The following is a 24,763-nucleotide window of genomic DNA, read 5'->3' on the forward strand; positions in this document are numbered from 1 at the left end:
GATTATATGTGAGTGCCTTGCGCCGCCACTATCTGCCTGATGGTTTCTTCCAGCGAGATGGTGATATCCCAGTTTGGATAATGCGCACGCATTTTATCGAGGTTGGAGATATAGCACATGTGATCGCCTATGCGGTTCTCGTCTACATACTTATAAACCTGTTCTTTGCCTGTGAATTTCTCGGCAATTTTGAAGGCCTCCCATATAGAGCAGGAATTGGCTCGACCGCCACCTATGTTGTATACCTCGGCAATGCGTGGCGCGGCAATAAAGGCATCAATAAAGCTGGCCACATCGTAGGAGTGGATATTATCGCGCACCTGCTTGCCTTTGTATCCGAACACATTGTATTGGCGGCCCTCTACGTTGCATTTTACCAGGTAGCTCAAAAAGCCGTGAAGTTCTACGCCAGAGTGGTTCGGACCGGTTAGGCAGCCCCCGCGCAGGCAGCAAGTAGGTATGCCGAAATAACGGCCGTACTCCTGCACCATAATATCGGCAGCCACTTTAGAGGCCCCGAACAGCGAGTGCTTGCTTTGGTCGATAGAAAACTCCTCGGTAATGCCGTCGGCGTAGGAAGGGTCGGCATAATCCCAACGAGTTTCCAACTCTACCAAATCGATGGTGTTGGGCCTGTCGCCGTAAACCTTATTGGTGCTCATGTGCGCAAAAGGCGATTCGGGGCAGGTTTGCCTTACGGCCTCCAGCAGGTTCAGCGTACCTACCGCGTTAGTATCAAAATCGTCGAAAGGGATTGCCGCAGCGCGATCGTGCGATGGCTGAGCAGCGGTATGTACAATGGCATCGGGTTTCACTTCTTTCATCAACGCAAGCACGCCTGCGCGGTCGCGGATATCTACTTCGTGATGGATGAATTTTGCGCCCAGATCGGTTTGGATGCGGTTTTGGTTCCAGCGGGTATCGCCCTGCGCGCCAAAGAATACGGCACGCTGGTTATTGTCTACGCCATGTATTTCCCAGCCAAGTGCTGCAAAATGATAACAAACTTCTGAGCCTATTAAGCCGGACGACCCGGTTACCAGTAATTTTTTAGCTGAATTTGCCATAGTGTTTAAGCAAAGGTTATGTATGTTGTAAATTAAAATATCTATTGTCTGCCAAAGCTCCCTTAAAACAACGAGCGCAATGGCTTGTGCGGCTCCCCTCTTGAGAGGGGTGGAGGGGTGTGTTAGCGTCAAATACATGGCCTAACACACCCCTGCTCCCACACCGTCACGCCCGCCCCCTCTCAAGAGGGGAATGAAATCCAAAGGCGATTCCCTGTATATTTTGGCCCGCGCTACCCGTTTACAACGGATTGCCAAACCCCACGCATTGGCATTGAGCCAACTTCATCCAACACTAACTTTTGGGCATTTTTTAAAATTTGGGCAACACGCTGCGCATTGCGCAAGTGCTTAAAGCCATCCCTGATGGCGTCATCTTCTGCGGATGCTACCGTAATGGCGGCATCATGTTCATCAAGATAAGCAATCATGGCCGCGTATGCCGGCCCAACGGCCAATATGGGCACGCCGCAAGCTAAATACTCGCTCATTTTGGTAGCGATATTAAACTCCGACATATTACGCATTTTTTGCCTAAAACTGATGGGCAAAAGCACGGCATCGTAATTTTGCATCTGGGCCAGCACCTGTTCGGGTGCTACGCTGCCTTTAAAAAATACGCCATCTGCTTCCAGTTCGGCAGGCAGTTTATCAATGCCCGAGTAAATATCCAGCTGTACATCGGTACCTTTCAGTGCTGCGGCAACTGCTGCTAAGGCATCTTTCTGCCAGGCAGCAACCGCACCAAAGTAGCCTATTTTTAAAGGGCCTTGCTTTACCTCAAATTGCCCCGCACCCTCCACCGAGCCCGATGAACCGAACAGCACGGTAGATTCGATGCCGAAGCGTTCTTTATAGAAGCGTTGCATGACCGGGCTTATCACCAGCACTTTCTCCGCCTCGCGCAGGTGCCTGGCAAAAACGGCTTCCGTCCCCTCGGGGTATTGCCAATGGTCGTCATCGTATCGTACCAGGTGGTCGTCCATCACCCAGGTGATGTACTTTACCGTCATCTTCTTTTTTAAAGCCTCCAGGGCGAAGATGGCGTTGGCTCCTTGCGGACAAACCAAGCCGGTAACTTCTTGCTTATCTTTAAATATTGCCGCCATTTTACGGGCAGCCACATTGGCCCGGCTTTGTATTGCCCAAAGCTTCTTGCTTATTTTTGATGCCCGCGAACGGCCAATAAGTTTCCGCATTAAATCTGATTCCCATACCGATAGCACATCCGTACTCCGTTTCAAGAATTCGCCCTTGGCGGGCAAATCGGCAGCGAAACGGTTTACGTGGATAAAATGGGCTATATCATCCAAATCATCACCCAGAATGCGTTGCAGCGTTAATCCGCCGCCATGCTTATCGGATACCGACATCTCCGAAAGGTAAAAATCAAACTTCATCAATTTGCTCCTTTCTTGTTAAGCTTTTGGTGTCGATATACTTGCTCCAGAAATCGAGGTGTTTGGCCCAGGCATGGCAGCCCAGCGGCAACTCTCCTTTGTTCAACCGAAGAGATTCGTCAAGATTATATTCGAAGCTGAAAGCCAAAGCGCTCATCGGGCCGGCCACGGTAAAAGATGGCACCAACTGCGGAATCACTTCAGACCATATCACATCCTCGTTCAAATGAAAGTTGGCGAAGTTGAAAGCAAACCGCCCGGTCACAAAAACCTCGTATTTGCCCTTAGTCCATTCATTGATTTTTTTTCGCAAGCGCGATGAATGCAGCAACGATAGCCTGTAAAGCAGCCATTGCCAGCGAAGCTTACCCACCGCCTGCAAAGCATTGATGCAAGCCTGTATGTTACGCACAGAAAAGCCCGAGTTGCAGCCCTTCATGAATTTAGCCCCGGGTTGTGCGGCCCAGTACCCTTCAAAGAACGGCGCGCCTATATAATCGAACGCAAAAGCCCTAGCGGCTTCCAAATTATCATGGAAAATAAAGGCATCAAGCTCGTAAGTAAGCATGTACTCATACTTAGCAAACAATTGATAAAAGCCGGTGCTTACCTTCATTTTATTATACTTTTCTATAGATGACAGCCAATCGGGGTTAACCGGGTGCAACAGCAAACCTGCGTGTAATGCCGTGTATGCGCCCGTATCCATCCCTTCCGGGTATAGCAGGTAACAATCGTACCTGCTTAAATGTGTTTTGCAAGCAGCAAGGGAAATTGCCTCGTCTGCTGCTATTGCCGGCTTGTGCACCGGTATTATTACGCACATTTTTGTTGTTGCGGGCATTACCATTACTAAAATATCCGCTCCACTATTTTAGTGAGCCTGTTCCTTATTTTTTCTTTTAGCGGGCGCGCCGCAAACATCTTCAGTTCCTGCACCAGAAACTGTTCCTGGTAAACGGCAGGTATTTCTTTTGCCTTATCGGCACCTGCGGCTTTCAGGCTGGCGTAATACTCATCCACCACTTCGGCAATATCTGGCCTGTTGAAGCGATTGTAACGCGTATTATATTTGCAAAGCACCATTGGCGTTGCATACCTGTAGCTGCTGAAATGGAAAAACACCAGCGGATATTTGCCGTTTACGGTGTAACCATCGCCGCTTTTAGCTAGCGTACGCTCGTGCCAGTTCCAGTTGGCTACATTATAGCCGTAATGTTTCAGGATAAGGTAATTATCGAACATTACAGGAATATAGTTGGCCCATATCTGATCGTAAAACATGCCTTTATCCCAATTGGTATAGCCATAAACCAGTAGGCGTTCGCCCCACCAGTTCAAAAATTTTTCCAGTTCGGCACCTTTGGCCAGGCCCAAAAAGCCAAGGTTGAAAATGCCGGTGCGCAGGGTATAAAAATCGCTGGGGATCTTGCCATCGTCCACCGGATTCATCAGGTGAGGGGTTAGTACAAAGGTGTATTTTTCCAGTGCCTCCCAAACGTCCGTCATCGGCGCATAAACCTTTATATCCGGGTCGATGTATGCAACAGTGTCGTATTGCTTAAAAAAGTGCTTAAAAACGAAGGGCTTTACCGTGGTGCAAAGCTCGGCGAGGCTGAATTTCAGGCTCATTACATCTATGTCCAAATCAATCAATTGGTCTACAAAAAGGATGCTATCGCCGCAAAACTCATCGTAATTCAACGCCTGCGATTTCTTATCCACCAAAACAATAAACAAGGGGATATCCGGGTGATGCTTTGCAAAACTCTCCTTCAACACCTTTGCCGAAGCCAGGTAATTATTAGCACATATGGTATAAGCTACCTTCATTTATCTTTCCGTCTTTTTATGGTTTATACCTCAACCACCTTTATAATTTTCGCAGGTACGCCACCCACTACGGCATTTGCGGGCACATCCTTAGTTACCACTGCATTAGCGCCGATAACCGCATTTTTGCCCACGCGCACGTTGGGCATAATGCACGCTCCCTCGCCTATCCAAACGTTATCCTCTATAATTACCGGCCCGCGCGACACCAGCGGCCTTTTTATAGGCGGCAAGGCCAAATCAGCGGCGGTGGTATCGCCGTGGGCGTGGTCGCTAATGTAAATGCGGCTGGCCATCAGCACGTGATTGCCTATAACCACTTTGTTGATGCAGCCGATGTGCACATCGGTACCCATGCTTACCCATTCGCCTATGGTAAGCTCGGGGGTAAAGGTTTGTGTTTCGTATTTATCCCAGGCTTCCAGGCGCAGGTTATACAGTGCCGAGAATTTTTTGCCGATGGAGATGTATTGCGGGTTCTTGATGATAGCCTGCAGCGGCAGGGTGCATTTTTCGCCGCGGAACTTAAGCTTGCCATATAAGGCCAATTCCCGGGCATCATCGGTACGGCCGGTGTACGAACCCGACGCTATTACCTTGTAAAATATCTTACCAATAAAATTATTGAGTGCCGACATGCCTTAAGTATTGATTTTTAAATAGCAGGGGGAATATTTTAAACCAAAACGACTTATAGTTCCAAAACACAGGTACCATTATCTTAAACGGGTTCTCTTTTTCGAAGCTTTTGCCCGGCCTGTTGATAAACATCGGGAAAAAGGTGCTCAGCAGATGGTGGTTCATGATGCGCTTTACGCGTTTATCAATCAAGCCCATAGCTATCAAGCGGCTCATCACCTCGTTAAAATTGGTGCCGAATACCTTCAGCAACTTGTAACCGCCGGTATTATCTGCCCGGCAGGCGAGTATCTTATCATTGATGACGCCGTTTGGCTTACCTTTAAAAGCAGCGGGCAGGGTCCAGCTCAGTTGTACCAGGTTGCTTTCGCAAAACTCTTCGATATAAGCTGTATCGCCGATAAGCGATTTATTGATAATGTTGCCGGTGATGAAGGTGGTCCAATAGCTTACCTGCCCTATATACTCTAGCGGATCGTCGAATTTTTTTAGGTTGATACCGGTAGGGAGTGTGGTTTTGCCGGCATACTCGCCGCTATACCAAAGGGTATTGATGTAAAGCGTGCCCCACTCCTGCTGCTGCAGCAGGTCGATAATAAACTTTAGGTAGCCCGGCAGCAAAAAGTCGTCGTCGGAAAAAACCCACACGTACTTGCCCGATGCTTTGGTGAAGCAGGAAGCGATGTTGCGGTCGGCCCCGATGTTCCCGCTGTGTCGGTTATAAGCTATGCTATAGCCTTTGGCAATATATCCCATCACTACGGCCTGCGTATCATCGGGCGAGCAGTTGTCTGATACCACGAACTCTACCAGCGGCTTCACCGCATCGCTCAATTGCGACAACAAGGCATCGAGGCACTGGCTTAGCAGCTGTGCCCTGTTGTATGTTGGTATCGCAATTGTTATGAGTGGTTGCACCATAGTAAACTCACGTGTATATATTAAGATAGCCGCCAAAAGCAGCAGCTATTTTAGATAGCTTGAGTATCCCAGGCCAGTTTAGGGCGCACTACGCCCCACCAGTCGCCGGTGTACTCTTTGCGCATATCGCCGGTTTCTATCACCGTAAAGGCCAAAACGCCTTCGGCAATAGCCATATTTGCCATATCCTCGGGCACCAGGAATGCATTTATCTTGTAATTCTTATCGTTTAAGTAACTCCCCGGGATTACACAGGTAGATTTGTACCTGCCCTTCCGCAGCGGCTTGTTATAAAATTTATCTACAGTAGTTGAGGCCGATGGCGCGCTGAACGTGGCAAAAATACAGGTATCCATGGTATCAAGCAAATGGATGCTTGGCTGTATAATTGCACCGTCTTCGTACACATCGTACTCTATCTCTACGATGATATCTTCGTTTATGGCAAAATCGGCAGTTATGCCTTTGCTGCGCGATAATAACCTCAACGCGTAAAAACCCACTTTTGTGGAGGCTTGCTTTACGATGATATCCTCTAAATTCGCCTGCCCGTCGGTATTTTCGCCGGTGCGGATGTATTTATCTATAACCGTATGCGTGTAATCCATAGTTTGCAACTGCCCGTGTTTCAGCAATATAGATTTGGAACACAGGTTGCTTATGGCCGCCATATTATGGCTTACGAATAGTACCGTGCGGCCTTCGCCCTTGCTTACCTCGCCCATTTTGCCCAGGCATTTCTTCTGGAACTCGGCATCGCCAACGGCCAGTACCTCATCTACGATCAGTATCTCGCTCTCCAGATGCGCTGCTACCGCGAAAGCAAGCCTTACATACATACCGCTGCTGTAGCGTTTTACAGGTGTATCTATATAACGTTCTACCCCGGCAAAATCCACTATGGCATCAAAGTGTTTTTTTATCTCGTGCTTGCGCATGCCCAGGATCGCGCCGTTCAGGAAAATATTCTCGCGGCCGGTAAGCTCGGGGTGGAAACCTGTGCCTACTTCAAGCAAGCTTGCCACACGGCCCATAATCTTAACCGAACCCACTGTTGGCACCGTTACGCGGCTGAGCACTTTAAGTAAGGTGCTTTTGCCTGCGCCGTTGCGGCCTATCACGCCAACGGCATCACCCTTTTTTATTTCGAAGTTGATATCTTTCAAGCTCCATACCACATCGCTGGTGCCCGCGGTAGAGCGGTCGTTGGTTTCGCCTACGCGCAAAAAGGGATCTTCTTTCCCCCGCAGCAATGCCCACTTACGTTCGATATCGCGGCTAAGGGTGCCGGTGCCGAAATCGCCCAGCTGATACGCTTTAGATAAATCTTCAACTTTTATAGCAATATCGCCCATAGCCAAAATTAAACGGTATCAACAAAATCTTTTTCCACTTTATTAAAAATAATGAGGCCAAGCATGCATATCACCAAACTGGCCACCACGCTGTACACAAACGAATCCTGGTAAAACTGCCCGCCGCCTGTAAAACCATACCTAAAGGTCTCTATAAGCCCGGTCATGGGGTTTAGTTTGATAAGCGTGTGGTACTTTGGCGAAGCCTCTGACAAAGGGTATATAACGGGCGTAGCATACATTAATAATTGCATGCCAAAGGTTACTACAAACGCCAAATCGCGGTATTTGGTTGTAAGAGCAGTAATAATTAAGCCAAGGCCCAGCCCAAGTATTGCCATGAGGGCTATTATTATGGGGAATAGTAATACAAATAGGTTAGGCTCAACCTTATCTCCTTGCTTTAAATTTTCGGGGAAGTAATGGTATTGGATTAGGTAATAAACAAATACAATCAAAAACAGGCCAAACTGAACACCAAATTTCACCAGGTTAGATACCACTATACTCAGCGGCATAATTAACCGGGGGAAATAAACCTTGCCAAATATGCTGGCGTTGTCCCTAAAAACGGTGGAAGTTTTGGTGAGGCAATCGGCAAAATAATTCCAGGCAATAGTGCCGGCCATATAAAATAAAGGCTGCGGAATATGGCTCGTGCCTATTTTGGCAAGTCCGCCAAATACGAATGTGAAAACGATGGTAGTGAATATGGGCTGGATAAAAAACCACAGCGGGCCTAAAACTGTCTGCTTGTAAAACGATACAAAATCGCGGCGCACCAACAGCCAAAGCAAATCGCGGTAGTTCCAAACATCCTTTAAATGAAGGTTGAAAACGGTATCATGAGGTTTAATTTCCAGATCCCACTCCTGATGTGTCGTATCCTGCTCCATTATAATTTGTTACTGTTTATCCTCTTACGCATATTAAGCCGGGTAGCCTTTAGTTTTGCGATTTTTTACTCTTTTTAGCGGGTTTCTTGAAAATGGCTGAAAGCAGGCCTTTTATGCCCCTCTTGCTCTTGTCGGCTTCCTGAGTGTAGCCGTAACCGTAGCCATAGCCATAGCCATAACCATAGCCGTAACCATAGCCGTAACCGTAGCCGTAGCCCGCACCATAACCCTGGCCGTAACGGCCCAATATACCACGGAGTTTTAAGCCGTTGAAGATGATGTTGACGTTGCTCAGCTCGTTATTGGTGTAAATGTGATCGATGAGGTTTAAGTAGTATTTAGGCGTGTATTTGTGCCTTACCATGTATAAACAAGCATCAACATATTTATTCAGGATCTTGGCATCGGTAACCAAACCAATCGGAGGCGAGTCAATCAATACGTAATCGAACTCTGCTTTAATCTTATCCATCAGCACATCCAGCCTGCCGTTCAGCATCAGCTCGGTAGGGTTGGGCGGTATGGTGCCTGCAGGCAAAATAACAAGGCCCGGGATATCCCTGTCTTGCATAGACAGACATATCTCTTCGTAAGTTGCCAGCCCTGCCATATAGTTACTGATACCTGGTTCCTGACTAATTTCCATCATCTTGCTGATTTTGGGCTTGCGCAAGTCGAATTCCAGTATCGCTACCTTCTTGCCTGTTAACGCCAAACTCACTGCAAGGTTGATGGCTGTGAAGCTCTTGCCCTCGCCCGATATAGATGAGGTAACCAAAATCGTTTTTTTATCGCCCTGTATGCCTATGAAGTTGAGCGAGGTACGCAAGGCCCTGAATTGCTCTGCAATAACCGTTCGGCTGCCATCTTTGATAACCAGCGTTTCGCCGCTATCATCGTGCAAAATCTCGGCCAGCACGGTAGCATCCGTCTTCCGTTCAATCTCCGAACGGAACAGCACCTCCTGGTTGTATTGTTCCCTTACCAGCACGAACAAGATACCTACTATTACGCCTATTGAAAGCCCCACCAGGTAAATGTTGATAGGTATAGGTTTTACCGGCGTGCCTTTGCTTTCGGCATAGTTGATAACGCGGCTATCCGGAACAGTGGCCGCACGCGATAAAGCAACCTCCTCGCGTTTGGTAAGCAGCAAGGTATAAATATTGTTTTTGATGGCCTGCTGGCGGCTTATCTCCAAAAACTTACGCTCTTTTTGTGGTACGCCGCGCAATTGCGATGAATTGATGCTGCCTTCGGCCTTCAAACGGTTTTGGGTAGTCAGCAGGTTTTGGCGCAACGCATTCAGGTTTTCTAACAAACCTGGTTTTATCTGGTTTATACGTTCCTGCACGGCCATTACCGGCGGCGAATTCTCGCCTGCGGTTTGGCGCAGGTTGGTCAGTTCAAGCTCGGCAGTGTAAAGCTTATCAAGCAACTGCAGCAGTATAGGGTCAGAAATACCAAGCGTAGAAGGTACTGTACCTGTGGTATTCCCCTTCCGCACGATGTATCTCTCTATCTGGCTAAGTACATCCAACTGTATTTGCATCTGCGCAAGCTGGCTGGTGTTTTGCCTTGCGTTATCTATATAGTTGCGGCCTTCGGCAGAAAGATCCACTATCCCCTGACTTTGGCGATAATCCTGCATCTCGGTCTCTACGCCGGAGAGTTCTTTGGTTACCAGCACCAACCGCTCGTTGATAAAGTTGAGGGTATTAAGCGCAGTTTGKTTTTTTTCTGAAATGCCTGTCTCGTTGTAAACGCGTACAAGGTTATTCAGGATATCCTCGGCCCTGATGGGTACCTGATCTACCAACTTAAGCGATATCAGCGACGACGACCTTACTGCCGATGCCACCACCAACGCACTTTGCGTGAATTTGGCAGCTGTTTTGATATTGCGGATTTGCAGGTAGTATTCGCCTTTGAACACCTGGGCCGACAACGATTTATCCAGCTTAACAGGGTTGATGATAAAATCGCCATAAGGGGTGCGCACCGGCGAGCCTAACGCATATGGCTTGCCCGCAATTTTGATATAATTCTTAGTTGGCAGGTACTCGAATGAGATAGGCAAATCTGGCGAGTTTTTCAAATCCTCGGGGTTGAGGGCGATAAACTTAACCGGGTTGGGGTAAATCAAAATATCGCGCAGCGCGCCTTTATTGTAAACCTGCGCATACAAGCCCAAATCCTTCACCACCTGCTCCATCAGCACGCGCGATTTTAACACCTCTATCTCGTTGTCTACCGTTTTTGAGCCATTGGCCAAACCCAAAGCTTCCAGCACGTTTGCGCCATCAGCGCCGCCCCCTCTCGAATCTTTAAGCAAAATGGTGGTATTGGCTTCATAGATTGGGGTTTGATAATGGATATAGAAGTAGCTTATGGTAAGCGATACCACGATGGTGAATACGAATATCGGCCAAAAAGGCAAGTACCTGAACGCTATTGCGCCTACTGCGTTTTTTGAGGTAGTCCCCTCAAACGGATTGGAAACATTGGTAGACTGGGCAGTGTTTTTCATTAACAGGACAAATGTTATTTTTTGATAAACTGTAAATAGATAACGATCAAAAGCGATGCGGCACTAAAGAAGTACGGTATCAGCTGGGTGGTGCGATCTGAAGACGCGGCCCTTGCGTTATTTGGCTCTACGTAAATTATATCCTGGTTTTGCAGGTTGTAAATATCTTTATCGAATAACTGGCTTTCGTTAAGGCTGAAGCGTTTCCAGGTGCGTTTGCCGTCAACTTCCCTTATCAAAAGCACGTTGCTGCGTTTGCCATATAGCGTAAGGTCGCCGGCCGAGGCTAAAGCTTCGGGCAAGGTAATACGTTCGTTGGGTACAGATATTACGCCGGGGTGGCCAACTTCGCCTAAAACAGTAACCTTAAAATTAACTATCCTAACGTTTACGATGGGGTTTTTGGCTATCTGTTTACTTAGCAGGGTATTGGTAATATAATCGGCTAGCTGTATTTTGGTTAAGCCCTCGGCTTTTAAGCTACCTAAAAGTGGCATCTTAATATTCCCGGTTTCGTCTACCAGGTATCCGCTAAGGCCGCCCTGGCCAGAATTCACCGCTGTAGAGTTATTTAAGATAACGGTGGTTTGCGGATCGAGCGTGGATATATTGATTTGCAACAAATCGGCCACGTTTATTTTGGTTTCCAGCCGCTGCTCGGTTATTGCAGCCGTGCTGTCTTTTTGAATGTTATTGAAATAAGCTAGCTTTCGGCTACTGATACATGAACTTAGGAATGATGATGCCACAAAAGCCAGCGAAATGGCAAGCAAGGAGAAGGTGGTTTTTTTCATAAATTTTTCAGCGGTATGGCCATTGTATCTCTTAAAATAACGAGAGCTTGTTGCAAACTTAAAAATAATTAAGCAATATTATTTTACTTTTTTAATATAATGGACTTATTTTCTAAAAATAATAAAATTTAACGTGTTTTTATCTAAAAATAATTAAATGTGCAGACACCTGTGTTTTGCACGCTTCCTGCGCTAATTTAGGTTTATTTTCCCAGTATTTTCTTAACCCTGTCGCGCACGTTGTTTTTATATAGCTTAGCCCTGCGCACCCAATTATGCGCCTTAGCCGAAACGTAATTATCGGCATGTTCTATAACATTTTGCGGGCTGGCATGTAGCGGTATAAGCGTTTTAGTTAAATATCCCTGGAAGTGCAGCGTATAAAACTTATAGTAAAGCGGCTCGCCCGAGGTATCAGCTACTTTTGCGTATAAACCATCTTTGCGGCGGTACATCTTCTTTATTTTGGTGCCGGCGGTGGTTTCAAAATAATGCTTGCAACCGTTAAAGGGCACGTTCACATTAAAATCGAAGCTGATGCCCTCTTTTTCCAACGAAAGCAAATTGAGGGTATTTGGTTTTGCTTCGGTACGGAAAACATCCAACAGTATCATATCAGATACGTTTTTGTTATCTAAAAATTTACCTGCCAGGGTATCCTTCAAAACAATTTCAAAGGCTGGCTTATCGGCATACCTGGCTAAAACAAAATTGCAGAAATCGTTGATAAGTTTGGTGTTCCAAAAAGAAGTGTGACCCGATGTTACGCTCCGCTCGCCCAACTCAAAAAACATCATGGTGCCATCGTATTTATCTTTGATGTATTCGTGGTAAATGGGCTTCAGATCCTGCAGTATCAGCACGTCGCAATCGGCATGCACAAAATACGTTATGCCAAGCTCTTTGGCAATATCGTTAATGATGAACCACCTGTCGAAACAGGCTTTCTCAAAAAAAAACGGGTTGATGGAGTGATGCTCGTAAACCTTATCAAACTCCTTTACGCCTTTTGTGTACTTAGAAACATCGATGCAGTTGTAGTTGCGGTAGTCGGCAAAATTGGTATCGGTAAGTACGTAAACATTATCCTTACCGTTCGATTGCACAGCCTGTTTCAGTATCTTGTCGAAAAACAAACTGGTGTTTTCCCCTAATTGCAAAAAGAAAACAGGCAAACCTTGCTGTACTACTTGTGCAGGATGTGCCGTATCTTTTATTTTCATTCGGTAGGTATTTTGAACAAAAATAATATTTTCGGTCATCAAAGCAATAGCGCATCGGGGTTGTGGAGGTATAAAAGCGTCGCCCCAGCACAAAATTTTGGCCTTCCCGCTACAAACTACCCAAAGAATTTTTAGGTTTGGGACAGTTAGAACGATAACACGCTACCATTTTTGCGTGCCGGATTAAACATAAATGCAGCATGTATTGGTACGAAGATGATATAAAAGGCCTCGAAAAGAAAAGCCTGAAAGCAGGCTACAGCGCCGAAACTGTCTTTTACGGCAGTTCGTCGGTAAGGCTGTGGACTACACTTAAAGAGGATTTTGCCGACCTTAACCCCATTAACCTTGGTTTCGGAGGCTCTACTCTGGCGGCATGCGTTTGGTTTTTTGATAGGGTGATGGTCAATTACAGCCCTAAGCGGTTAATCATCTATGCGGGTGACAACGACCTTGGCGATGGCCGCAACCCCGAAGAGGTGTTTATTTTTTTTCAACAAATGGTAGTAAAGGCAAACCAACGCTTTGGTAATATCCCCTGCTATTTTATTTCGCTTAAGCCAAGTATAACACGCTGGCCCATGGCAGATCAGTTTAAATACACCAACAATATCATCGAGAACGAAGTAATAAAACGAGGAAACAACTGGCAATTTATAGATATTTTTAAGCCGATGCTGGATGCTAAGGGCTACCCGCAGAAGGCCCTGTTTGCGGGCGACGGGCTACACCTAAGCAGTGCCGGCTACCAGGTTTGGAAGCAAGTTATCAGGAGTAAAATTATTGTTAATAGTTAACCTGCTGTTTACGCGCAGGTAACATGTAGTAAAGATATTTCGGCACGTAAGGTTATGGTGGAATGAACAGGGAATATCATAAATGGTACAGCCCCAGGTTGCAGCGCAACATGGAGCTTTTAATCTTCGGCCATGCCGGGCGGGCGGTGCTGTTTTTCCCCACCCGTATGGCCCGGTTTTACGATTACGAGGACTGGGGCGTGATAGATGCCCTGCAGTATAAGATAAACAGCGGCGAGATACAGCTTTTTTGCGTAGACAGCATAGACGCCGAGAGCTTCTATAACCGCTGGGCCCATCCATCCACACGTATTGCCCGGCATTTACAGTACGAGGAATACCTGCTTAACGAGGTTTTGCCCCTCATGAGCCAAAAAAACAGCAGCGGATACTTCGAAACTGCTGGCTGCAGCATGGGTGCATACCATGCGCTCAATATCGGCCTAAAATATCCGCATGTTTTTAAGAAAATAGTGAGCATGAGCGGCCGGTACGACCTTACCCGACAAATAGACAACTTCAACGATTTGTTCGATGGTTTCCACAACCCCGAAGTTTACTTTAACATGCCGGGGCAGTACGTGGCCAACATGCATGAGGAACCCATGCTGGCCGCCCTGCGCCAGCTTAGCATTATATTAGCCATTGGCCAAACCGACCCTTTCCTGTTCAACAACCACGAGATTAGCCGCCTGCTTTGGGATAAAGGCATCCCCAATGAGTTTTACGTATGGGATAATTACGCCCACCGGCCGCGGTACTGGAAAAAGATGGTGCAATTGTATTTGTAAGCCGGGTTTAGATATTAACCACCGGGGTTAAATATCGAACACCGCACGCCCAATATCGAATGATGAAGTAAAGAAGACGGCAGTGTACCGTCCTCACCCCCAACTACTGCATAATTACCCGCTTAAAATACCATCCTTTAGGGTCAATCACCGGTAGGGTTTTGCTCGTGATTTTCAACGGGGTGGCTTTGTTGGCTTTGATGGTAGTATGGACGATGCCAGTACCGGTGAGGATGTCCAGATCAAGGTCCATCGGGCTGTTTTTGATACTGAGGGTGTAAATATCAGGTCGTGATTTCCTCATCTCGAAATCCATGGTATTGGTGGTGCGCAAGTAGAAATCGAATAACGCGTTCAGGTCGCGGCCCGAGCCTTTGCAAAAGTACTGCTGCACATCCTGCGTGGTAAAAAAGCGATTATAAGGGTACTTTACATCGGTAACAAACTTCTTCAGCAGCGGGAAAAACACGCTATCGCCCAGCACATGCCGCATGGTATGCATAAAGAATGAGCCTTTTGCGTACACGTCGCCGGTGTACACTACGGCCATATCCAGCTCTTCGCCCTGCACCACGGGCTTAAGGTTGCGGATGCCCGCCCGCTGGCTCACCATTACCGAATCATATGCTGCTTCGCCCATGGTTTCTTTAAAAAACAGTGCTTCCGCATAGGTGTTAATACCCTCCTGTATCCACATGTGCGCCCAATCTTTGTTGGTAACCTTATTGGCCCACCACTCGTGCCCAAACTCGTGGAACAGGTTGGCCGAGTAATCGAGCCCGTTGGGATATTTATCGTATTTGAATTTATCGCCGTAGGTAACCATGGTTTGGTGCTCCATGCCGGGGTTAGGCACTTCTGCTATGCCTATCTTTTCGTTCACCCAGGGGTACTCGCCAAAGTATTTCTCCAATATGCGGGTATCGCGGGCGCGGATATCCAGCACATGGTTGGCGTGGGCAGTATCCTCTTCCAGCACGTAAAACTGTATAGGCACGGTATGCCCATCTACCGTGGTATAAGGGCGGCTGTAAACCTTGTATTTAGCAATATTGAACACCATGCAATAGGTGCTGATGGTATAGTTTGTTTTCCAATGCCAGGTGGCTTTATTGCCGGCCACCTTCTTCACGCCCTGCAGCAAACCAGGACCAGCCACCGATAAGCCCTTGGGGATGGTGATGAACATATCTATCCCCTCGTTGGGTTCATCGCTGGGGTGGTCTTTACAGGGGAGGAACAGTTTTGCGCCCTGTAACTGGCAATTGATAACTACCCATGGGTTGCCGGCTTTATCGGTGGTCCAGGTGAAGCCGCCCTGCCATGGTGGCCTAACGGCAATGGGCGGTTCGCCACCATAGTTGATACGGATGATATGCTTGCCCGCCTTATAACCCGCTTTGTTGATAATGAGTACCGAATCGCCCTTCTGCTCGAACGCGGCGCTGCCCTTATCAACGGCAACTTTATGCACATTTAGCAAATGCACCAAATCGAAAAGCAGGGTATCGGTAGGTTTGCTTAGGATGAGGCTTATTTCGCAATAGCCATCTATACTTTTTTTAGGGATATCCACGTCCAGCGCAATGGTGTAATGGCGTATATCCATTATGGCCTGCAAGGGGCGTAGCTTACCGCCCGCGCTCATATATGCAATGCTGCGGTCCTGCGCAAACAGAGGTGTCGACATTACCAGAAGGGCGAAGTAAAATAACGGGCGGGAGATTTTCATATCGGATTTAATTGAGCCAGCAAATTAAACATTTAGCAACAGAAATTTGCCCGGGAGGCGCGATACGATTTTATGAGCATGGCCAAACAATAAAAAGAGGCTGTATCATCAATCTCTCTCTGCCAATAGGGCAATTTGATTTTGATACAACCTCTTTGTTTTTATAGTGGCTTACGGAACCCGGTCTGCCCAATCAAGTGTTCACGCAGCGCCGCGTGAACACCGTGAACGCTTTCAAATACCTCATAACCAGAACATTAAAAATATTCGAGTACTGTCAAAATAGTGCCACCACTACTTTTGTTGATGTTTGTTATATTTCGTGTAAAACGCTCTTACAAATTCCTTACCCAAATATTGCGGTAGCTGATGGGTTTGCTTGGGTCGCCGTGCGATTGTAGTTTTATAGGTGCCGCGCCATGTTTGCGGTACTGCGGCGCGCCGATGTAAGGGGTATCGCCTTTTAGTTCATAGTTGTTTTGTACCAGTAAACCGTTGTGTATCACCGTTACGCGGGCGGGGCTTTTTACCGTTCCGTCTTCATTGAAACGGGGGGCCGTCCATACCACATCGTAGTAGTTCCATTCGCCGGGTTTACGGCAGGCGTTCACCAGCGGCGGCGATTGCTTGTACATGCTGCCTGCCTGGCCATTGGTGTAGGTTTTGTTCTCGTAGTTATCCAATACCTGCAATTCGTAGCCGCCGGCACCCCATGGCAGGGCGGCTAAAAATATACCGCTGTTACCACGTCCCTGTCCGCTGCCTTCTATATCTGCAGGGATGCGATACTCTATATGTAATTGGAAATCAGTGAATTTACGCTTAGTGCATATATCGCCGTTCTTTTTATTGACGGTAAAAAAGCCTTTATGCAAATCCCATTTCTCTGTAGCGGCAGAATCTTTTACAAGTATCCACTCATCCAAATTTTTGCCGCCGAATAAAACGATGGCATCTGCGGGGGCATCGCCAGGGGCCTTACCCGGACTAACCACCGGCGGCACAGGGGTGTAAAACTCGGTATCCTCGGGCTTGGCATTTTGCGCATTTGCCGCGAAGGTTGCCCCAGCAAGCAGTGCTGTTGCTATAAATCTATATCTCATATACTTCATTTTATGGTATGTTTTTCCTTTAAAAATCGGAGAAAAATCGGGGTATTTCTTCGTTTTTCTTATCTTTTTATTCAAATTCTTTTAGTCTTATTTCAACGACCTTATCCAGGTGGCTATCTTCACGGCATCGGGGTTGCTAACCTGTGGCATCGGCGGCATTGGGGTAGAGTAATCCGGCCAATGTTCGGGCTTAGGGTTCTTTATCAGGGCCACTATCTGGGCAACAGTATAACCACGCTTCGCTACATCCTTAAACGCCGGACCCACCTGCCTTGCATCCGGATTATGGCATGCCGAGCAAGTGTTCTTGGCCAGCAAAGGTTTCACGTCATCGTAAGTAAGCGCCTTAGCGGGCAATGCTGCAGTTTTTAACGGCTTGCCTTTAACCGGCGCGGTCTTAACCGGAGCCGTAGGGCTTTTAGCCGAGTTTTTGGTGCTCACGCCGCTCATGCTCAATTTTGGCCCTTCGGGGATGTTGTTGAGGGTGTAGTAAGCGGTTGGGTGTACCAGGTTAAAGTAGTTCTCTTTATCGCGGATGCCATCTAAAGTAATGGTATGGATGTAGCGCTGGCGCAGGTTGCTTATCACCAGGCGCGCTTTCAAGCCATCCTCAGATACCTTAACGCCTGTAATATTGCATTTCTGAGTACCTACCGGCGGGCTGCCGTAAACTGCCTGGTATTTGTAGATGTAGCTTTCTACCGAGTAAGAGGCAATATCCTCTGCTACTTTCCTGTCAACAGGTTTGGTAAATTCTATCTCGAAACCATCGGGCATGGCGCGGATGGCGCGCATTTCGAAAGGGATGCGGTTGTTCCATATCAAACGCTGCAGGCCCATGGTGGCTTCCCCTGCCGAACCCCAGCCACGGTTGGTTTCGCCGGCGGCTAATGAGCCATCGGGCAACCAGGCCAAACGTATTACGCCCGACTGGAAACCGCTGCGGAAGGCCCATGCGGCACCCTGGTACTCGCCGTTTATTTTCTCTAGGAACACCCTATCAACCATGCTCTGGCCCTGATCGCACACCAGCAGCTGGCCCGCAAACGGCCCGAACACGCCATCGGGTATTTTCACGATTTCGGAGTTGGAAATACCCAAAATGCCATGCGGCAACCAAACGGCCGGCAGCTGCAACTCGGGGATTTCTTTTTTAGCTTCGAATTCGGTCCTGAATTTTTCATCGACGATGTTCAGCGGCTTAAATGGCTGGCCATTTTTGTCGAACTCTATGCGTGGGTTGTTTTTGGCAAAAAATTGGTCAGAAGTAAGCTTCAAAGGCGAATTTGGTAGGTTCGTCCAAACCAAGCTGGCGGGGTGGCCCATAAAGGCACCTTTGTTAACCGGCATAATACTGCCCGAGCCAACCCAGTCGCCCTGGTTATCACTGTACCAAAGCTGACCATCAATCATGCTGATACCGCATGGAGAACGGAAACCCGCAGCCCATGGGGTAACCTTACCATCTTCGGTAATATTAAGCGCCCAGCCACGGTATGGCACGAAGCTTTTAGGGTGCCACCAATCCGGCGGGAAACCCAGGTTAAGGGTTACGAAGAATGAGCCATCGGGCGCAAGCTTCGGTCCGAAGCTGTACTCATGGTAATTACCCGATAATGGCCAGGCATACACTGTTTCGAATACATCGGCTTTGCCATCCATATTGGTATCCACCAATTTGGTCAACTCGCCGCGCTGTACAACGTACAAGGCACCATCTTTATAAGCTGCGCCAAGCACCTCGTGCAGGCCCGATGCGAACTTGCGGAAGAAAGGGTGCTGACTGGTTGGATTCTCCACAATAAAAATATCGCCACGACGGGTGGTTACCGCCAGGCTGCCATTTGGCAGGGTGCATAAGCCGCCCACCTCTAATATAGTACCCTCAGGTGCGGGCACTTTCATTATCTTAAAAAAGTCGTCCTCCTTTGGCGACTCGGCCTGCGCAAAAACTTGCTGGCCAAACGATAAAGCAAGCATCAAAGCCCCTATAACTTTCGCAGTTCTCATCATATTAAAAACCTTTTTAACGTCTCCAACTCTTTCAACCTTTCTAACATCTCCAACTTTTCTAACTTCTATTAACTTCTTCATAACCTGCTTCTTAAAAAATGATGGAATAGGTTAATTTCTTTTGGATTGGGATAATCAACTCTTGCATGCCGCCAGAGGTTCGGATTACCGGTTTATCGGTAACGCCATCATCCAATTTAATATAATACTGGTCGTCCACGCTGTAGTAACCGCCTTTCAGCAGCTCTATCTTGCTACCTTGTGCCAGGCGCATGGTGAGGCCCTCAATCGGTGCTGCAATGCTCACTTCGCGGTGAAGGCCCTGCCCGCCGGGTATCACTAAACTGGCATCTGTAGCCAAAGCGCCGTAAAGCAGGTATTTAAAGGTTGGGCGGCCATCGTTATCCAGTACGTAGCCTTTTGGCTTGTAGGCGGTACCATTGGTATCGGCCGGCCATGCTGCATCAGGCGTTGCCAGTTTGGCTATGCCGGGCGCAGGTTTGCCAAAAAATTGTGCCGAACCGGCCGGGCGCGAGGAGCCGTCGCCCCTGTCGTGCCACATGGGCGTAGCATCAAGGAAGCCGCCGCGCCATATCTGCACAATCATGCCTTTATCAGCATCGTAGGTATAATGCAATTGCTCGGTGCTGCCAACGCCAATGCCATGGGTTACGCGGAAACCACCCGGCAGATCGCTAAAGCTGCGGAGGATGACATTTTCTGTAGCGTTGATGAGGATGGGGTCTACCGCATCGTTATTGCTGACGTTTCCATCGCTAAGCAGAAACTCGCGTACGCCGGGGCCGCTTACCGTAAGGCCCAGGGCTGCTTTGGCCCAGTCTACATTTTTGGTGTAGTATAATTCGAAAGGCAAATCACCTGCGGGCAAAGTAACCGTACCCGCGCCCCTGAAACCACCTGCCGTAACTGCCGGTGCACCGTTGATGCGCAAAGCACCCTTACCACCGGGAACGCTTAATTTAAAGGTGTATTCGCCCGCCTCGTAAACGTGTATGGTGCCGGTATATTTCAACAAGAACTCATTGGCCAGCTTTACTTCGTTGGAAGTAAGCATCGGCGGAACGCCTTCTGCCACAGGCTTCAAAGTCTTGTAATCGGGCTCGGCATTAAAGTTGCCCTTGTAAACCGTGTATTTAAGGTTTGCTACCGTTGGATGCGGCTTGTTGAAATTGGTATAGCTGATGTTTTTGAAAGCTACCGCGCCGTGGTCGCCCTGCAAACGCAGCGGGCCTATGGCGCTTTCCGTAGCATCGAATGCGCCACGGGTTGGGCCCGATAGCTCTACGTTCTCCTGTATCAGCACGCCGTTGAGCCAAACGTAAAGTATTTTAGCATTGGAAATCTTTACGCCTTTATCGTCGAACTTTGGTGCCTGAAAGGATATGCGAATGTGCTGCCACAAGCCGGGGGCGCGGCTGGCATTCTGCCTTGGCGCGTGGCCCTCATAGCCTTTCATGCCATCGGGTTTGGCATCGTCCCAGCGTTCGTAAATTCCGCCGTTATCGCTCGATTTTGGGTTTACTGTACCCCAGCTATCCAGCAATTGTATCTCGTAGCGGCCTTGCAGGTATATGCCCGAGTTTGCACCTTTGGCCATCATATAATCCAACTCCAGGTCGATATCGCCGTGCTGGAGGGTGAAGTAAAGGTCGTGCCCGGGGTTCTTATCATCTATCTTGTTTACCAGTATGCCGTTGCCTTGCGTTAAGGCAAATTCGTTTACTTTATCCATATCGGCATGCACAGTAGCTGCCAGCTGCCAGTTTTTGGGCGCGGTGGCAAAGGCCGATAGATCTGTTAACGATACCTGGCTTTTTAAAGCCTGCGCATTGGCCTGCCGCATGCCTGCCGTGCCCAATAGCAGCAGGGCTATCCCAAGGGCGGTGTAAATTTTTTTATTCATCATCATTAGCGGGGCGTTACCCATTAGTGGCGGGTTACGCTATAATTTAGTTTTAGTTATTGAACAAATATATTCAAAAAACAATCGATTGCACGATTATTTTACATCCCTTTTTCGACCGGAATCGTCAATAATGGTAACACTTTCGATACCATTGTTCCAGGTGATAAAACGGGCAGACTGCGACAGGAAAGAAGATCCGAAATAGAACTCCTGCTTTTCGGTTTGCCCGTCTTTATATTTGATTAATGCGTAGGCATCGTTGGGGTTAACGGCAATGGTACGCCCGGTGGCTTTCCATTTGAATATCTTCATAAAATCACTGTTCTGGCTGGCGGCCAGCAGCACCCTACCCTTATTGTCGCGCAGTTTTACCAAAGCCTTGCCGTTGCCGGGGATGTAGATACCGCTCTGCAATATGCTCAGCGGCTTAAAGTTGCCCTTGCCATCGCCTTTCAGCATCAACCCGTTTAGGGCATCGTAACGGCCTATGGAGGCCTCGGTACCAAAATCGTTCCCGTTCATCACCACGTCCAGGTTGCCATCGCCGTCGAAATCGCCGGTTTCCATGCCGTTTATGGTAGATACCTGTGCCTGAACGGGCAACGGGATGAGCGTAAACTTGCCGTTGCCGTCATTACGGATGTAGGCCGATTTCAGCATATTGGCTTTCAACCTCAATTCACCTTTGCGCTGCTCGGGCGTAAGGATATCATCCATTGTTGCCGTTGCGTACGATTTGTAGTTGGTGTACTTCTTCTTCATGCTGATCATCTGCTTCGTCATATCGTCGCGGCCCTGCACCGGGAACTCTTTGCGTACACCATCTTTATCCAGCAGGAATATGGACGGAATGGCACTATAGGCACCGCTCTTGTCGAAATCCTTGGCGCTGATATAAACCGGGTATTCATCGCTGGCCTGCATCAGGCTGTTTTGCCCAACGTTGCCCACGATGTAATCGATACGACCAGTGTGGCGGAAATCGCCCGCGGTTATAGAGTTCCACCAACCCAGCTTGCCGGCTATGCCTGTGTCTTTTGTAACGTTCACGAATTTGCCCTGCTGATTCTTTAGGAAAGTAACCGGCATCCATTCGCCTGCCAACACCAGATCGGGCCAGCCATCGTTATCGAAATCGGTAAACAGCGCATCGCACACCAGGCCTATATCTTTTAGTTGGGGAGCCACTTCGGCGGTAACATCGGTAAATTTGGCGTGGCCATCTTTACTATCGTTACGTAAGATGATACTCGATACCGGTTTTGGATACTCCCATGGCCTTACCCTGCCCGATACGAACAAATCCAACTTACCATCCTTATTATAATCGAATGCGCGTACGCATAGTTTGCTGGTAAAATTCGTGGGCACGGCATCTTTTGCCAGGGTAAAATTGCCTTTTCCATCGTTAAGGTAAAGCCTGTCCTGGTATTCCGGGTCGTTGGGGCCGGCCTCGTAGCCACCGCTGGCAACGTACAAGTCGAGCTTGCTATCGCCATTGGCATCAAAAAGCAATAAGCCTGCATCTTTAAAAATTATAGGCGGGAACGTGGTGCCGGGCAACAGATTGCGCTGCCTGAATTTACCGTTGGGCAACTGGAATATTACCTGCGCCTGGTTGTAAGAATCGCCCCCTACTACCATATCGTCCAAGCCGTCGTTATCGATATCGCCAACGGCAAGGGCCGGACTATAATCCGATAACTTATGCGGCAGCAGTTTCTGCACGTTGAAATCGATAAAAGGCGTGCTGGTGTTGAAGCAATGCAGACCCACTGAATCGGTCACCTCGGTAAACAATGCTTTGGTATCAATTAAAGGCTGCGCATTCGTATAACTATCCTTTGCATCGGCAATACTTACCACTAGCTTTTGGTTAGCCTTTACACCAACCAGCTTTTGCATTTTGCCGCCCGGCCATTTTATCAGTATCGAATCTACTTTGGTAACCTTGCCCAAGCCAAAGTGGGCTATGTTCTCCACCGATGATAAATAACCCCTGTAAGGCGTGTTCTCGTACATCTGCTGTTTGCCTTTGTCGTAATATATATTTACGATGGTGCCCAGCCCGTTGAGGTTTTGCTTATCGCCCTTGAAGCTTACCTGCAGGTAATTTACCTTGGTTAGGTCTTTGCCTTCATCGCGCGCGGTGTTGCGATAAACCAGGGCCTCGTCGTTTACGTTGTTGATTACCATGTCCATAGCGCCGTCGTTATCCAAATCGGCGTAAACGGCACCGTTGCTAAAGGTTGGGATATCCAATCCCCAGGCTTTGGTAACATCCTTAAAGGTAAGGTCGCCGTTGTTTTGGAAAGCGTAATTAGGTATCTTGATTTCGGGTATCTGTTTCAGCACCGTTTCCTTCGGCGCAGCTACGTAGGCCTGCTGGCGGTAAATCATGAAATCCCTGTCCGATACATCTTTAGGGAAGCCGTTGGTGATGATCAAATCGCGGTAGCCGTCGTTATCGAAATCGGCCAGCAGCGGGGTCCAGCTCCAATCGGTTTGGGCAATGCCGCTTAAAAATCCGATCTCGCTAAAGGCAGGGCTGCCTATTTTGCCCTGCTGCCCCAGGCGTGGGCCCTGGTTTAATTGCAGGGTATTGCGCACATATTGGTACTGATAGCCAAAGGCATCGAAGTTTTGGTAGGTTTGGTAACTGCTTGGGCCGAGCATCATTTTTTTTCGATAGTTATCGGCCGGGTTCATATCCAGCTCTACCACATCGGCAAGGCCGTCGTTATTTATGTCGGTTACATCCTGCCCCATTGAGTTGAGCGAGGTATGCTTGAAATATTCTTTGGAATGATCGGTAAAAGTACCGTCGTGGTTGTTAATGTACAGGATGTTGTTGGAGATAAAATCGTCGGACACATAGATATCCTTCCATCCATCGCCGTTAAAATCTACCGTTGAGGCACCATGGCCAAAGCCGCTGATGGTTACGCCGGCTTTATTGGTAACATCGGTAAAAATGGGGTGGTTTAGCTTGCTGTCCCAATCGTTGCGGAAAAGCCTGCCTGTAATTATGTGGGGGCCACGGTTAATTGCTGGGCCAAAAACATTAGGGTTGTAAGTTGAGCTTGCATTGTTTACAGTGAGGTACATGTCCAGGTCGCCGTCGTTATCGTAATCAAAAAAACTTGCCATGGTTGATTGCGTACCTACGTGCAAATTGTATGCCGCAGCCATGTCTTTAAAATGAGGCATGCCGTCTTTATCCACTCCCTGATTAATATAGAGCAGGTTATGGCGCTGGGTAGAATCGGCTTTAATGGTGTTGCAAACGTAGATATCCATCAGCCCATCGTTGTTGATATCGACTACAGCAACGCCACGGCTCCAGCGGCCCGCGCCGTTAACGCCGGCAGCATCGGTAATATCGGCAAACTTAAAATCGCCTTTATTGAGGTAAAGCTTACTGGGTACCATATTGCCGGTAAAGTACAGGTCCGGCAGGCCGTCGTTGTTGAAATCGCCCACGCCTACCCCGCCGCCATTGTAAATGTTCACCACATCGAGCGGGTTGATAGAATCATTCTCGGTGATGGTATTCTTGAATTCGATACCGGAATGGGAAGAAGCAATCTGTTCGAACTGGGTATTGGCTTTACGCCCGCATGCAAACAGGCTGCACAAAGCAAGGAAGAAAAAAATATTACGAAGGACTCTCATACAGCACAATAGGTTTACCGATACAACACGGCATTAAAGGGGATTTGCCTTTAAAATT

18 protein-coding genes are annotated in these 24,763 nt (G+C 48.1%); 2 read left to right on the plus strand and 16 right to left on the minus strand.

Going from position 1 to position 24,763, the window contains the following annotated elements:
• Nucleotides 1-2 precede the first annotated feature (2 nt).
• The 11 genes from AC1DYT_RS11455 to AC1DYT_RS11505 all read right to left on the minus strand — a co-directional run bounded on the left by AC1DYT_RS11455 (nt 3) and on the right by AC1DYT_RS11505 (nt 12,658).
• Nucleotides 3-1,067 (minus strand): NAD-dependent epimerase/dehydratase family protein, encoded by a 1,065-nt coding sequence (locus AC1DYT_RS11455; RefSeq protein ID WP_477469741.1) that lies wholly within the window; start codon nt 1,065-1,067, stop codon nt 3-5.
• 233 nt (nt 1,068-1,300) lie between these two features.
• The gene (locus AC1DYT_RS11460; protein ID WP_477469742.1) at nt 1,301-2,467 is read right to left on the minus strand and encodes a glycosyltransferase family protein; all 1,167 of its coding nucleotides are present in this window, start codon (nt 2,465-2,467) and stop codon (nt 1,301-1,303) included.
• Nucleotides 2,457-3,293, minus strand: coding sequence for a DUF5672 family protein (locus AC1DYT_RS11465; RefSeq protein WP_477469743.1), 837 nt, complete (start codon nt 3,291-3,293; stop codon nt 2,457-2,459). The genes AC1DYT_RS11460 and AC1DYT_RS11465 overlap by 11 nt, the downstream gene beginning before the upstream one ends.
• Before the next feature lie 26 nt (nt 3,294-3,319).
• Nucleotides 3,320-4,300: a glycosyltransferase family protein gene (locus AC1DYT_RS11470; RefSeq protein ID WP_477469744.1), complete on the minus strand. Its 981-nt coding sequence runs from the start codon at nt 4,298-4,300 to the stop codon at nt 3,320-3,322.
• Between the two features lie 23 nt (nt 4,301-4,323).
• Nucleotides 4,324-4,938, minus strand: coding sequence for an acyltransferase (locus AC1DYT_RS11475; protein ID WP_477469745.1), 615 nt, complete (start codon nt 4,936-4,938; stop codon nt 4,324-4,326).
• Nucleotides 4,922-5,860, minus strand: coding sequence for a glycosyltransferase family 2 protein (locus tag AC1DYT_RS11480; protein WP_477469746.1), 939 nt, complete (start codon nt 5,858-5,860; stop codon nt 4,922-4,924). The genes AC1DYT_RS11475 and AC1DYT_RS11480 overlap by 17 nt, the downstream gene beginning before the upstream one ends.
• A 50-nt stretch (nt 5,861-5,910) precedes the next feature.
• On the minus strand, nt 5,911-7,215 hold the full coding sequence (locus AC1DYT_RS11485; protein ID WP_477469747.1) for an ABC transporter ATP-binding protein: 1,305 nt from the start codon (nt 7,213-7,215) through the stop codon (nt 5,911-5,913).
• 8 nt (nt 7,216-7,223) lie between these two features.
• Nucleotides 7,224-8,111 (minus strand): ABC transporter permease, encoded by an 888-nt coding sequence (locus AC1DYT_RS11490; protein ID WP_477469748.1) that lies wholly within the window; start codon nt 8,109-8,111, stop codon nt 7,224-7,226.
• 49 nt (nt 8,112-8,160) lie between these two features.
• On the minus strand, nt 8,161-10,641 hold the full coding sequence (locus tag AC1DYT_RS11495) for a GumC family protein (protein WP_477469749.1): 2,481 nt from the start codon (nt 10,639-10,641) through the stop codon (nt 8,161-8,163).
• Between the two features lie 14 nt (nt 10,642-10,655).
• A complete protein-coding gene (locus AC1DYT_RS11500) occupies nt 10,656-11,435 on the minus strand; it encodes a polysaccharide biosynthesis/export family protein (RefSeq protein WP_477469750.1) in 780 nt (259 codons plus the stop codon).
• A 203-nt stretch (nt 11,436-11,638) separates the two neighbouring features.
• Nucleotides 11,639-12,658 carry a hypothetical protein gene (locus AC1DYT_RS11505; RefSeq protein WP_477469751.1) on the minus strand — a complete coding sequence of 340 codons (1,020 nt, stop codon included), beginning with the start codon at nt 12,656-12,658 and terminating at the stop codon, nt 11,639-11,641.
• 200 nt (nt 12,659-12,858) lie between these two features.
• On the opposite strand from AC1DYT_RS11505, the gene AC1DYT_RS11510 reads away from it, so the two are divergent.
• Together AC1DYT_RS11510 and AC1DYT_RS11515 are read left to right on the plus strand one after the other, a co-directional pair.
• Nucleotides 12,859-13,455: an SGNH/GDSL hydrolase family protein gene (locus AC1DYT_RS11510; RefSeq protein ID WP_477469752.1), complete on the plus strand. Its 597-nt coding sequence runs from the start codon at nt 12,859-12,861 to the stop codon at nt 13,453-13,455.
• Nucleotides 13,456-13,517: 62 nt separating this feature from the next.
• Nucleotides 13,518-14,246 carry an esterase family protein gene (locus AC1DYT_RS11515; RefSeq protein ID WP_477469753.1) on the plus strand — a complete coding sequence of 243 codons (729 nt, stop codon included), beginning with the start codon at nt 13,518-13,520 and terminating at the stop codon, nt 14,244-14,246.
• A gap of 103 nt (nt 14,247-14,349) precedes the next feature.
• On the opposite strand, the gene AC1DYT_RS11520 is transcribed toward AC1DYT_RS11515, so the two are convergent.
• From AC1DYT_RS11520 to AC1DYT_RS11540, 5 genes are all read right to left on the minus strand, one after another.
• The gene (locus AC1DYT_RS11520) at nt 14,350-15,978 is read right to left on the minus strand and encodes a M1 family metallopeptidase (RefSeq protein ID WP_477469754.1); all 1,629 of its coding nucleotides are present in this window, start codon (nt 15,976-15,978) and stop codon (nt 14,350-14,352) included.
• 335 nt (nt 15,979-16,313) lie between these two features.
• Entirely contained in the window at nt 16,314-17,081 is a 768-nt protein-coding gene (locus tag AC1DYT_RS11525) for a 3-keto-disaccharide hydrolase (protein ID WP_477469755.1), read from the minus strand.
• Between the two features lie 96 nt (nt 17,082-17,177).
• Nucleotides 17,178-19,103, minus strand: a complete 1,926-nt coding sequence (locus tag AC1DYT_RS11530) for a c-type cytochrome (RefSeq protein WP_477469756.1) — start codon at nt 19,101-19,103, stop codon at nt 17,178-17,180.
• 91 nt (nt 19,104-19,194) lie between these two features.
• Nucleotides 19,195-21,033 carry a 3-keto-alpha-glucoside-1,2-lyase-like domain-containing protein gene (locus tag AC1DYT_RS11535; RefSeq protein WP_477469757.1) on the minus strand — a complete coding sequence of 613 codons (1,839 nt, stop codon included), beginning with the start codon at nt 21,031-21,033 and terminating at the stop codon, nt 19,195-19,197.
• 90 nt (nt 21,034-21,123) lie between these two features.
• Nucleotides 21,124-24,705 (minus strand): VCBS repeat-containing protein, encoded by a 3,582-nt coding sequence (locus AC1DYT_RS11540; RefSeq protein ID WP_477469758.1) that lies wholly within the window; start codon nt 24,703-24,705, stop codon nt 21,124-21,126.
• Nucleotides 24,706-24,763: the final 58 nt, after the last annotated feature.

Source organism: Mucilaginibacter sp. P1_D10 (assembly GCF_056406215.1).